Genomic DNA, 11939 nt, shown 5'->3' with positions numbered 1-11939 from the left:
AACGGGAGTGTAGGAGCAACGAGCGCCGCTGGACATGTGCCGGGAGGCGACGTTCGCGCTGGGTGCCCGGGCGCTTACAGTGCCCTCATGAACAGCGGCGCGGCTTCTTTCGACGATCTCGACCGGAAGATCATCACCGCTCTGATGGCGAACGCCAGGACGAGTTTCGCCGAGATCGGCATGAGCGTCGGGCTGTCGGCGACGGCCGTCAAGCGGCGCGTGGACCGGCTCCGGGAGACGGGCGTGATCACCGGGTTCACGGCCACGGTCCGCCCGTCGGCGCTGGGCTGGCGCACGGAGGCGTACGTCGAGGTGTACTGCGAGGGCGCGGCGCCGCCGCGGCGGCTGGCGGAGGTGGTCCGCAACCATCCGGAGATCACCGCGGCGATGACGGTGACGGGCGGCGCTGACGCGCTGCTGCATGTGCGGGCGCGGGACGTGGAGCACTTCGAGGAGGTGCTGGAGCGCATCCGTGTGGAGCCGTTCATCCGCAAGACGATCAGCGTGATGGTGCTGTCCCATCTGATCCCGGAGAGTCCGGAGGCGGGCGCGAGCCAGCCGGCACCCTCCGACGCAGCACTCCTGCGTGAACCGCAATAAATGCGCAGCATCGCTGCGTGGACACGCAATTCCCGTTTCTTGTCGCTCGTCGGCGTCGGTTTCTACCGTTGGAGTCAATCCTCATCGACACCGTAGGAAGCGGAGGAACCCCTTCGTGCCCGAGACCCGTGTGCCGCGCCGGCGGCGCTTCCTCGTCTGCGAACCCAGACACTTCGCCGTGCAGTACGCGATCAACCCCTGGATGCGGCCGGATGTCCGCGTCGACGTCGACCTGGCGCGGGAGCAGTGGCACACACTGATCAGCGCCTACCGTTCGCACGGTCACGCGGTGGACGTCGTGGAGCCGGTCGCCGGTCTCCCCGACATGGTCTTCGCCGCGAACTCTGCGGTCGTCGTCGGCGGCCGTGTCTTCGGCTCCCTCTTCCACGCGCCCGAGCGGCGCCCCGAGTCCACGCACTACGACATGTGGTTCAAGGCGGCGGGCTTCGACGTCCACCGTCCGGAGTCGGTGTGCGAGGGCGAGGGCGACCTGGTCTGGACGGGCCGGTACGTGCTCGCCGGGACCGGTTTCCGCACCACCCGGGAGGCGCACCGCGAGGTGCAGGAGTTCTTCGGCCACCCGGTGATCAGCCTGACGCTGGTGGACCCGTACTTCTACCATTTGGACACGGCGCTGTTCGTGCTGGACGACGACAACATCGTCTACTACCCGGAGGCGTTCTCGGCCGGCAGCCGCGAGGTGCTCGAGCGGCTCTACCCGGACGCGGTGCTCGCCACCCGGGAGGACGCGTCCGCGTTCGGGCTGAACTCCGTGTCCGACGGCCGTCACGTCTTCATCGCGCCGCAGGCCGAGGCCCTGGCGGCCCGGCTGGACGACCGCGGCTATGTCCCCGTCCCCGTCGACCTGTCGGAGTTCCGCAAGGCCGGCGGTGGCATCAAATGCTGCACTCAGGAGATCCGCTCATGACCGCGCCCGCGCAGACCCGTTCGTCCGCCGATCTGATCCGCGCCGAGGAGCCGGTCCTGGCGCACAACTACCATCCGCTGCCGGTGGTCGTCACCCGTGCCGAGGGCAGCTGGGTCGAGGACGTGGAGGGCCGCCGCTACCTCGACATGCTGGCCGGCTACTCGGCGCTGAACTTCGGCCACCGCCATCCGGCGCTGACCGAGGCCGCCCACCGCCAGCTCGACCGGCTGACGCTGACCTCCCGCGCCTTCCACAACGACCGGCTCGCCTCCTTCGCCGAGCGGCTGGCGGCGCTGACGGGCCAGGACATGGTGCTGCCGATGAACACGGGCGCCGAGGCCGTGGAGAGCGGCATCAAGGTGGCCCGCAAGTGGGCGTACGAGGTGAAGGGCGTCCCCGCCGACCGGGCGACGATCGTGGTCGCGGCGGACAACTTCCACGGCCGGACGACGACGATCGTGTCGTTCTCCACGGACGAGACCGCGCGGGCGGGCTTCGGGCCGTTCACGCCGGGCTTCCGGATCGTGCCGTACAACGATCTGCCGGCGCTGGAGGCGGCGGTGGACGAGACGACGGCGGCGGTGCTGATCGAGCCCATCCAGGGCGAGGCCGGGGTCGTCATCCCGGACGAGGGCTATCTGGCCGGGGTGCGCGAGCTGACCAGCAGGAAGGGCTGTCTGTTCATCGCCGACGAGATCCAGTCGGGTCTCGGCCGCACCGGGCGCACGCTGGCCGTGGAGCACGAGTCGGTCGTGCCGGACCTGGTGCTGCTGGGCAAGGCGCTGGGGGGTGGCATCGTGCCGGTCTCGGCGGTCGTCGGGCGCCGGGACGTGCTCGGCGTGCTGCGGCCGGGTGAGCACGGCTCGACGTTCGGCGGCAACCCGCTGGCGGCCGCGGTCGGCACGGCGGTGGTGGAACTGCTGGAGACCGGTGAGTTCCAGCGCCGGGCCACCGAGCTCGGCGTGGTCCTGCGGGGCGGTCTCGCGGCGCTCGTCGGCAAGGGTGTCGTCGGCTACCGTGCCCGCGGCCTGTGGGCGGGTGTCGACATCGACCCGGCGTTCGGCACCGGCCGGGAGATCGGTGAGCGGCTGATGGCCGAGGGCGTCCTGGTCAAGGACACCCACGGCTCCACGATCCGGCTGGCCCCGCCGCTGACGATCACGGCGGACGAGCTGAGCGGCGCGCTGGGCGCCCTGGAGAAGGTGCTCGCCTAGCCCTCCCCCGTACGGCTGCCCGGGTGGTCCCGCCCGGGCGGCCGTGCGGCGTCGTTCCCACACGCACGGCCCCCGCGAAGAGGCACGGGTGCGGGGAAGGGCGAAGATGGGGACAAGTGGTGGTAGACCGCTCTCAGCGACAGAGAGGTCGGCCGTGGGTTCGGATGACGAGCGGAGCGTGGCCCGGCAGGGGTTCGACGTGGCGGACGCCGTGCCTGTACTGCTCGACGCCCGGGGCGTGGTCACCGGGTGGACCCGGGAGGCCGAGCGGCTGCTGGGGTACAGCGCCGAACGGATCGTGGGCCGCGATGTCGCCTCGGTGCTCGCAGCGCCGGACGCGGACCGGGTGCCGGAGCTGATGGAGCGGTGCCGCCGGGAAGGCGGCTGGGCGGGGCTGCTCTCGGCGGTGCGCGCCGACGGGACACGGCTGCGGCTCATGGCCCGCGTCACGCAGGCCCTGGACGCCGGCGGTTCCACACGCCGGCTCATGCTCCTGTCGGAGCTCGCGGAGGCGCCGGGCTGGGACATGAGCCGGCAGGTGCTGGAGCAGATGGTCACCCGCTCCCCCGTCGGGGTGGCCGTCGTCGACACCGACCTGCGGTTCGTCTGGTCGAACCCCGCCCTCACCCAGTTCGGCGGCGGGCCCCCGAGCACCCGGCTCGGGCTGCGGCTGGGGGACATCCAGCCCGGCCTGGACGCCGAGAACATCGAGACGCAGATCCGCCGGGTGCTGCTCACCGGCGAGCCCGTCGTCGGCTACGAGCACGTCGGGCAGGTCCGTTCGGCGCCGCTGCGGGAGACCGCGCACATGATGTCGTTCACCCGGCTCGACGACGGCAACGGCAACCCGATGGGCGTGTACTACACGGTCGAGGACGTCACCGACCGGCACCGCACCCGCCAGCGTCTGGCCCTGCTCGACCGGGCGGGAGAGCGCATCGGCCTTACGCTCGACGTCACGCGCACCGCGCAGGAGCTGGCCGACGTGGCCGTGCCCGGGCTCGCCGACGTGGTCGCGGTGGACCTGCTGGAGTCGGTGCTCAGCGGCGGCGAGCCGTCGGACGAGCCTGCGGGCGAGGCGGGCCGGGTGCCGCTGCGGCGCGCCGGGTACCGCTCGGTCAGCCGGCGCGCGCCGGAGGCCGTCGTCGACATCGGCGAGGTGGTCACCTATCCGGCCGGGTCGCCGCCGATCCGCACCCTCAGGACGGAGCGGTCCTGGCGGGAGCCGAAGCTGGACCCGCTGGGCGAGGCGTGGGCGGAGCACGCCCAGGGCGGCGGGACCGCCATCTTCCTGGAGCTCGGGCTGCAGAGCGCGATGATCGTGCCGATCCGCGCGCGGGGCGTCACCCTCGGCCTGACCACGTTCTTCCGGCGCCACCGTCAGGAGCCCTTCGAGGAGGGCGACCTCAGCCTGGCCGAGGACCTGGTGTCCCGGGCGGCCGTCTGCATCGACAACGCCCGGCGCTACACCCGGGAGCGGGACGCGGCGCTGGTCCTGCAGCGCAGTCTGCTGCCGCACCGGCTGCCGGAGCAGGACGCCCTGGAGGTGTCCGCCTGCTACCGCCCGGCCGACGAGCTGACCGGCCTCGGCGGCGACTGGTACGACGTGATCCCCCTGTCGGGCGCGCGCGTGGCCCTCGTCGTGGGCGAGGTGCCGGGGCACGGCATCGACGCCGCGGCGGCCATGGGGCGGCTGCGGACGGCCGTACGGACGCTGGCCGCGCTGGACCTGCCGCCCGACGAGGTGCTGGCCCATCTCGACGACCTGGTGGCGCGGGCGGCACGGGAGGAGGGCGTGGAGTCGCGGACGGCGGAGGCCGACAACACGCTGGGGGTCGGCTCCGGGTGCGTCTACGTGGTGTACGACCCGGTGGACGGGACGTGCACGATGGCCGCCGCGGGGCATCCGGCACCCGCGGTGGTGATGCCGGACGGGCATGTCGCCTTCGTGGACCTGCCGCAGGGTCCGCCGCTCGGGGTGGGCGGCTCGCCCTTCGAGTCGGTGGAGCTGGCGCTGGCGGCGGGCAGCACCCTGGCCCTGCACACGGACGGGCTGCTGGCCGCCGGGGCGCGCTGGACCGTGGACGCCGACCGGCAGCGGCTGCGGCAGGCCCTGGAGAAACGGGCCGACTCCCTGGAGCTGCAGTGCAGGACCGTCGTGGACGCGCTGGTCCCGGACCGGCCGTACGACGACGTGGCCCTGCTGATGGCGCGCACCCGGGTGCTCGGCGACGGGCAGGTCGCCGAGTGGGATCTGCCCGCGGACCCGGCCGGGGTGGCCGACGCCCGCCGGACGGCGTCCCGGCAGCTGGCGGAGTGGGGCCTGGACGACCTGGCGTTCACGACGGAGCTGGTGGTCAGCGAGCTGGTCACCAACGCCATCCGGTATGCCACGGGCCCCATCCGGCTGCGCCTGATCAAGGAGCGCGCGCTGTTCTGCGAGGTCTACGACGGGGGTGCGACCGCGCCGCATCTGCGTCATCCGCGCACCACGGACGAAGGGGGGCGCGGGCTGCTGCTGGTGTCGCAGTTCACCCAGCAGTGGGGGACCCGGTTCGTCCCCGAGGGGAAGATCATCTGGGCCGAGCAGTCGCTGACGGACGCCCCGCCCTGACCTGCCGGACCGGACCGGACCGGATACGGAACATCGGCACATATGGCGTATGACGTGCGAAACTGGTCTGATCACGGCGGTGAGGCGGGTGCCATGGACGAGGTCGACTACAAGGCGGTCTTCCAGGCGCTGCCCGGCATGGTGGCCCTGCTGGACACCGATCTGATCTACGTCGACGCCAACGACGACTTCCAGCGGCTGTCCGGGCGCAGCAGGGAGCAGCTCGTCGGCCGCTACATCTTCGATGTGTTCCCGGACAACCCCGACAACCCCGCCGCGACCGGGATGAGCAACGTGCGGGCGTCCATGCTGCGCGTGACGGAGACCGGCGAGCGCGACGCCATGGCGCTCCAGCGCTACGACGTGGAGGACGCGGGCAACCCGGGGCACTGGGAGGAGCGGTACTGGAGCCCCGTCAACGCGCCCGTCGCCGGCCCGGACGGAAAGGTCGCGTACATCCTGCACCGGGTGGAGGAGGTCACCGAGCTCATCCGGGTGCGGGGCGGCGCGGGCGGCGACAGCCGGGCGCGGATCCTGGAGGCCGAGCTGTACACGCGCGCCCGGGAGCTCCAGGAGCTCAACGAACGGCTGCGGCAGGCCCACGCCCGTGAGCGCGAGGTGGCGCTGGCCCTCCAGGAGGCGATGCTGCCCGCCGGCCGGCAGGTGGGCGACCACCGCACGGCCGTCCGCTACCGGCCCGCGGTCGGCGCGCTCAACGTGTGCGGCGACTGGTACGACCTGGTGGACCTGGTCGGCGGCAACCGCATCGGGGTCTCGGTGGGCGACGTCGTCGGGCACGGACTGCGGGCGGCGGGCGTCATGGGGCAGCTGCGCAGCGCGCTGAGCGCCTCGTCGCGGGTGGCCGACGGCCCGGCGCAGGCGCTGGACGTGCTCGGACGGTACGCGCACGTCGTGGACGGGGCCGAATCGGCCACCGCCGTCACGACGTTCATCGACTTCGACGCCCGGACGATCGCCTACAGCAGCGCCGGCCACCCCCCGCCCGTCCTGGTGCACGCCGACGGCCGGGTGGAGTTCCTCGACCAGGCCACCGACACCCCGCTGGACGCCCGGCCCGACCCGATCCGGCGTCCGCAGGCCGCGACGGCGTACGGGGACGGCGCGACGCTGGCGCTCTACACGGACGGTCTGATCGAGCGCCGGCGGGAGGACATCGACGTCGGACTCGGCCGGCTCGCCGACGCGCTGGTCGAGCACCGCACCGACACCCCCGAGGAACTGGCCGACGCCGTCCTGCTGGAGCTGCTGCCGCCGGGCGGCGCCACGGACGACACGGCCCTGGTCATCGTGCGGCTGTGATGCGGGTCGGGCGGCTCCGGTACGGCCGGGCGGGTCCGCCGCTCAGACACCCCCCGGCCGCCGTGATCACGCCAAAGCCCAGGATCGGCTTGCCGCGCGCGGGCCCCGGGGACGAGGCTGGTCCGGCGGTCCTCCCCACCCGCGACACCCGCCGTCCGTCCGCCTGCTGACGTGCCGTCATGTGCCGGGACGCCGCCGGTCCGCGCCGGTTCCGGCGGTCCGGCCCGGCGCCTACACTGACACCCCCACGGCACGCTGGCTGACCTGCCAGTACATGGCGGCCCGAGCTGATCCACCCGAGTGAGGAGCGCCCCTTTGTTCTACTACGTCCTCAAATACGTGTTGCTGGGCCCGTTGCTGCGACTGGTGTTCCGGCCTCGTATCGAGGGTCTGGAGCATGTGCCGAGCACGGGCGCGGCCATCGTCGCCGGTAACCATCTGTCCTTCTCGGACCACTTCCTGATGCCTGCGATCCTCAAGCGGCGCATCACGTTCCTCGCCAAGAAGGAGTACTTCACCGGCCCCGGCATCAAGGGCCGGCTGACGGCGGCCTTCTTCCGCAGCGCCGGGCAGATCCCGGTCGACCGCACCGGCAAGGAGGCCGGCCAGGCCGCGATCCGCGAGGGTCTCGGGGTGCTGCGGAAGGACGAACTGCTCGGCATCTACCCCGAGGGCACCCGCTCGCACGACGGCCGTCTCTACAAGGGCAAGGTCGGCGTCGCCGTGATGGCGCTGAAGGCCGGGGTGCCGGTGATCCCGTGCGCGATGATCGGCACGTTCGAGGCCCAGCCGCCGGGCAAGGTCATCCCGAACATCCACCCCGTCACCATCCGCTTCGGCGAGCCGCTCGACTTCTCCCGCTACGCCGGGATGGAGAACGAGAAGGCGATCCTGCGGGCCGTCACCGACGAGATCATGTACGCCATCCTGTCGCTCTCCGAGCAGGAGTACGTCGACCAGTACGCCGCCGTCGCGAAGGCCGAGGAGACCGCCGCCAAGGCCGAGCAGGGCCGGCGCTTCCCCCGGCTGCCCCTCAGATGACCGGGGGCGCCTGACCGAGCAGGGCCAGGGCCTCGTCGAGCGTCCCGCGCAGCCGCAGCGCGTCCGGCGCGACCGCGCTGACCAGGACCGCCGGTCCGGCCAGCGGCAGGACGGCGGCGCTCTCCCCCAGCACCCGGGGCGCGACCGGAGAGGCGGCGAACTCGGGCCGTACGACGATGAGTTGCCCGGCCGCGCGGTGGCCGCCGAGACCGGCGGGCCCGTCCCAGCCGCTCGGAGCGGCGGGGCCGCACTCCAGCTCCTGGTCGAGGACGACCCGCCCCGCGACCCGCACCCGGATCCGGCTCGCCAGGCGCCCCGGCTCCTCCCCCACCCGTCCGAGCACCTGCTCCTCGCGCAGCACGAGCCGTCCCGTGGCACCGACGTCGACCTCGGTCGTCACGGTCAGGTCGCTGCCGCGTGCGCAGATCAACTGTTCCGGCAGCCACCGCAGTTCGGCGTCGTCGGCCACCGAGAGACGGACGTCGTAGCGGGCGCCGCCCTTGCCCTGCCCCGGCAGTGCGAGGGTGGCGGCCGCCGAACCGACACGGAGGCTCGCCCCGGCCAGTACCTCCGCGCCGACGGTGAAGTGGTCGCCGCCGAGCGGCCCGCTCATCGCGCCGACGATCAGCACGCGCGCCTCGCCGCCTGCGCCCCGCGTCCGCCGCGGCGCGAGCGGCCCGTCGCCGTCGAGGACCGGCAGGGCGGTGCCGCCCCGTCCGTCCGGCCGGGCGACGATCCGGGCGCGGGCCCGTACCCCGGCGCTCACGCCGTCCACGCGGCGAGCCGCGCCCGCACCCAGTCGGCGACGTCCCGGACCCCCGGCTCGCTCCTCAACGACTGGAACACGACGGGGAGTTCGGCCCGCTGCGCCTTGGCGTCCGCCGCCATCCGCGCCAGGTCGGAGCCGACGTACGGGGCGAGGTCCGTCTTGTTGACGACGAGCAGGTCGGCCGTGGTGACGCCGGGGCCGCCCTTGCGGGGGATGTCGTCGCCGCCCGCCACGTCGATCACGAAGATCTGGGCGTCCACGAGCCCCTTGGAGAAGGTCGCGGTGAGGTTGTCCCCGCCGGACTCCACGAGGATCAGGTCGAGCGGACCGACCTCGTCCTCCAGGTCCTCCACGGCCTCCAGGTTCGCGGAGATGTCGTCCCGGATGGCGGTGTGCGGGCAGGCACCCGTCTCGACGGCGGTGATCCGCTCCGGCGGCAGAACGGCCTCGCGCAGCAGGAACTCGGCGTCCTCGCGGGTGTAGATGTCGTTGGTGACGACGGCGAGGGACAGCTCCTCGCGCAGCTCCCGGCACAGGGCGGCGACCGTGGCGGTCTTGCCCGAGCCGACGGGACCGCCGAGACCGAGGCGCAGGGCGCGGCGGGAGCCGTCGGGGCGGCGCGCGTCGGCGCTGAGGGCGGCGGGGCCGTCGTGAGTGTGGTCGAGGTGCATGGATCACGGCTCCTGTGGGTGGGGCGGCCCGGGTGCGGAAGGGCCGTCGGGTCGGGAACGGTCGGGTCAGGAGGCGAAGAGGCGGACCGGCCAGGCCGCGTGGGCCTCCGCCGCGATCTCCAGCAGGGGCGCGGAGGCCGCGGGCAGGGCGTCGACGCCTTCGTCCGCCGCGCGCCGGGCCGCCTCCACGGCCCGGTCCGCGACGCGGTCCAGCTCCGGGGCGAGCCGCGCCAGCACGGCCGTGGCCTCGAAGGGGTCGAGGCTGAGCAGCCGTACGACCGCCGTGGCGGCCCCGCTCACGCCCTCGTACGCCGCGCAGTACGCCGCGTCGGGCGCGTCGAGACCCGCGGCGCGGGCGACGGTGCCGAGGACCACGGGCTGGTGCGCGCCCTTGGGGAACCGGGCGGCGAGCGCGTCGAGTTCGGGTGACGGCCAGGTCGCGCGGCCGGCCCGCAGCAGTTGCCGGCCGAGCCTGCGCGCGGCGGTCCGCAGCGCCGGTGACGGCGTACGGGCGTCGGCCGCCGCGTCCAGCTCCACCGGGTCCAGTCCGGCCGCGGCGGCCGCCGCGAGCGCGGCCGAGACGAACCCGGCCGTGTGCAGCCGGCCCTGGCAGAAGTCCTCCAGGCTCGCGGCGCCGGTGATCCGCCCGGCGCGGACGGCCGCCTCGGCACCGCCGGAGTGGGCGTGTCCCCCGGCGGGGAAGCGGCCGTCGGCCAGGACGAGAAGCGTGGCGCGTGTCATCGTCGGCCGGCCCTCAGAAGAGGAAGTAACGCTGGGCCATGGGCAGTTCGGCGGCGGGCGCGGCCTCCACCAGCTCGCCGTCGATGTGCACGGCGAAGCTGTCCGGGTCGATGCGGACGTCGGGCCGGGCGTCGTTCTCGCGCATGTCGGCCTTGGTGACGCCGCGCGTCGACTCGATGCCCATGAACCGCTTGCCGAGCGCGAGGCGTTCGGGGAGCCCGTCCTCGAGGGCGAGCGGGGCCACGAAGTTGACCGAGTTCGCGGCCGGTGCCCGGCCGGTCGCGCCGAACATCGGTCGGGGCAGGATCGGCTGCGGCGTCGGGATGGAGGCGTTGGCGTCGCCCATCTGCGCGTAGGCGATCTGCCCGCCCTTGATGACGAGGAGCGGCTTGACGCCGAAGAAGGCGGGTTCCCAGAGCACGAGGTCGGCGAGCTTGTCGGTCTCGACGGAGCCGATCTCGCGGGCGAGGCCCTGCGCGAGCGCGGGGTTGATCGTGTACTTGGCGACATACCGGCGTACGCGGTGGTTGTCGGCGCGGCCGTCGCCGGGCAGGGCGCCCCGCCGTCGCTTCATCACATGCGCGGTCTGCCAGGTGCGCAGGACGACCTCGCCGACGCGGCCCATGGCCTGGGAGTCGGAGGAGATGATCGAGATGGCGCCGAGGTCGTGCAGGACGTCCTCGGCCCCGATCGTGGACGGCCGGATGCGGGACTCGGCGAAGGCCAGGTCCTCGGGCACGGCCGCGTTCAGGTGGTGGCACACCATCAGCATGTCGAGGTGTTCCTCGGCGGTGTTGACGGTGTAGGGGCGGGTCGGGTTGGTGGAGCTGGGCAGGACGTGCGGCTCGGAGACCACGGTCATGATGTCCGGCGCGTGCCCGCCGCCCGCGCCCTCGGTGTGGTACGCGTGGATGCCGCGTCCGCCGATGGCGGCGAGGGTGTCGCCGACGAAACCGGCCTCGTTCAGGGTGTCCGTGTGGATGGCGATCTGGACGCCGGTCCGGTCGGCGACGGTGAGGGACGCGTCGACGACGGCCGGGGTCGAGCCCCAGTCCTCGTGGAGTTTCAGCCCGACGGCGCCGCCCCGGATCTGGGAGAGCATCGCCTCGTGCGAGACGGTGTTGCCCTTGCCCAGCAGACCGATGTTGAGCGGGTACTGCTCCATCGCCTCCAGCATCCGGGCCAGATGCCAGGGGCCCGGCGTGACGGTCGTCGCCTTGGAGCCCTCGGCGGGGCCGGTGCCGCCGCCGACGAGGGTGGTGATGCCGGAGGCGAGCGCCTCGTCGGCGATCTGCGGGCAGATGAAGTGGACGTGCGCGTCGATGGCGCCGGCGGTGAGGATCCGGCCGTTGCCCGCGATGATCTCGGTCTCGGGACCGATGACGAGGTCCGGGTGGACGCCGTCCATGGTGTCGGGGTTGCCGGCCTTGCCGATGCCGGTGATCCGGCCGTCGCGGATGCCGAGGTCGGCCTTGACGATCCCCCAGTGGTCGACGATCACCACTCCTGTGATCACCGTGTCCGGGGTGCCGTCCGCGCGGGTGGCCCGGGACTGGCCCATGGACTCGCGGACGACCTTGCCGCCGCCGAACACGGCCTCGTCACCGGCGCGTCCGGGGCCGCCGGAACGATCCTCCTCGATCTCGATCAGCAGATCGGTGTCGGCTAGCCGGATGCGGTCACCGGTGGTCGGCCCGAACAGGTCGGCGTAGGCGGCGCGGGAGATCTCAGGCATCGAGGGCACCTCCGGTCTCCCCGCGCAGTCCGGGCACCACACGGGCGCCGGCGAGGGGGACGAGTTCGACGTCGACGGGGATGCCGGGCTCGAAGCGCACGGCGGTGCCGGCCGCGACGTTCAGCCGCTTGCCGCGGGCCGCGGCGCGGTCGAAGCGCAGGCCGGGGTTGGCCTCGGCGAAGTGGTAGTGGGAGCCGACCTGGACGGGCCGGTCGGCGGCGTTGAGGACGGTCAGCCGGGTGATCTCGCGGCCCTCGTTGTATGCGATCGGGCCCTCGGCGAACAGGACTTCCCCAGGAATCATGG

11 protein-coding genes are annotated in these 11939 nt (G+C 73.3%); 6 read left to right on the top strand and 5 right to left on the bottom strand.

Going from position 1 to position 11939, the window contains the following annotated elements; genetic code table 11:
* Positions 1–87 precede the first annotated feature (87 nt).
* From KBY32_RS33420 to KBY32_RS33395, 6 genes are all read left to right on the top strand, one after another.
* Positions 88–600: an Lrp/AsnC family transcriptional regulator gene (locus tag KBY32_RS33420; RefSeq protein WP_055622347.1), complete on the top strand. Its 513-nt coding sequence runs from the start codon at positions 88–90 to the stop codon at positions 598–600.
* Between the two features lie 115 nt (positions 601–715).
* Positions 716–1528, top strand: a complete 813-nt coding sequence (gene ddaH / locus KBY32_RS33415) for a dimethylargininase (RefSeq protein WP_055622348.1) — start codon at positions 716–718, stop codon at positions 1526–1528.
* The gene (rocD, locus tag KBY32_RS33410) at positions 1525–2742 is read left to right on the top strand and encodes an ornithine--oxo-acid transaminase (protein WP_210982718.1); all 1218 of its coding nucleotides are present in this window, start codon (positions 1525–1527) and stop codon (positions 2740–2742) included. Before ddaH ends, rocD begins: the two co-directional genes overlap by 4 nt.
* A gap of 154 nt (positions 2743–2896) precedes the next feature.
* Complete coding sequence (locus tag KBY32_RS33405) at positions 2897–5356, top strand: SpoIIE family protein phosphatase (RefSeq protein ID WP_210982717.1); 2460 nt, start codon at positions 2897–2899, stop codon at positions 5354–5356.
* Between the two features lie 93 nt (positions 5357–5449).
* Positions 5450–6676: a PP2C family protein-serine/threonine phosphatase gene (locus KBY32_RS33400; protein ID WP_210982716.1), complete on the top strand. Its 1227-nt coding sequence runs from the start codon at positions 5450–5452 to the stop codon at positions 6674–6676.
* Positions 6677–6991: 315 nt separating this feature from the next.
* Positions 6992–7717: a 1-acyl-sn-glycerol-3-phosphate acyltransferase gene (locus KBY32_RS33395; protein WP_210982715.1), complete on the top strand. Its 726-nt coding sequence runs from the start codon at positions 6992–6994 to the stop codon at positions 7715–7717.
* On the opposite strand, the gene KBY32_RS33390 is transcribed toward KBY32_RS33395, so the two are convergent.
* From KBY32_RS33390 to KBY32_RS33370, 5 genes are all read right to left on the bottom strand, one after another.
* On the bottom strand, positions 7710–8492 hold the full coding sequence (locus KBY32_RS33390; RefSeq protein ID WP_210982714.1) for an urease accessory protein UreD: 783 nt from the start codon (positions 8490–8492) through the stop codon (positions 7710–7712). The genes KBY32_RS33395 and KBY32_RS33390 overlap by 8 nt on opposite strands.
* Complete coding sequence (gene ureG, locus KBY32_RS33385; protein WP_115509092.1) at positions 8480–9157, bottom strand: urease accessory protein UreG; 678 nt, start codon at positions 9155–9157, stop codon at positions 8480–8482. The genes KBY32_RS33390 and ureG overlap by 13 nt, the downstream gene beginning before the upstream one ends.
* 66 nt (positions 9158–9223) lie before the next feature.
* The gene (locus KBY32_RS33380; protein ID WP_210982713.1) at positions 9224–9898 is read right to left on the bottom strand and encodes an urease accessory protein UreF; all 675 of its coding nucleotides are present in this window, start codon (positions 9896–9898) and stop codon (positions 9224–9226) included.
* Between the two features lie 13 nt (positions 9899–9911).
* A complete protein-coding gene (locus KBY32_RS33375; RefSeq protein ID WP_210982712.1) occupies positions 9912–11633 on the bottom strand; it encodes an urease subunit alpha in 1722 nt (573 codons plus the stop codon).
* Positions 11626–11937, bottom strand: coding sequence for an urease subunit beta (locus tag KBY32_RS33370; RefSeq protein WP_151782871.1), 312 nt, complete (start codon positions 11935–11937; stop codon positions 11626–11628). The genes KBY32_RS33375 and KBY32_RS33370 overlap by 8 nt, the downstream gene beginning before the upstream one ends.
* Positions 11938–11939 lie beyond the last annotated feature (2 nt).

The organism is Streptomyces sp. RK62 (genome assembly GCF_018070255.1).
Taxonomy (GTDB): domain Bacteria; phylum Actinomycetota; class Actinomycetes; order Streptomycetales; family Streptomycetaceae; genus Streptomyces; species Streptomyces nigra.
This window is presented reverse-complemented; position numbering and strand designations above follow the sequence as displayed.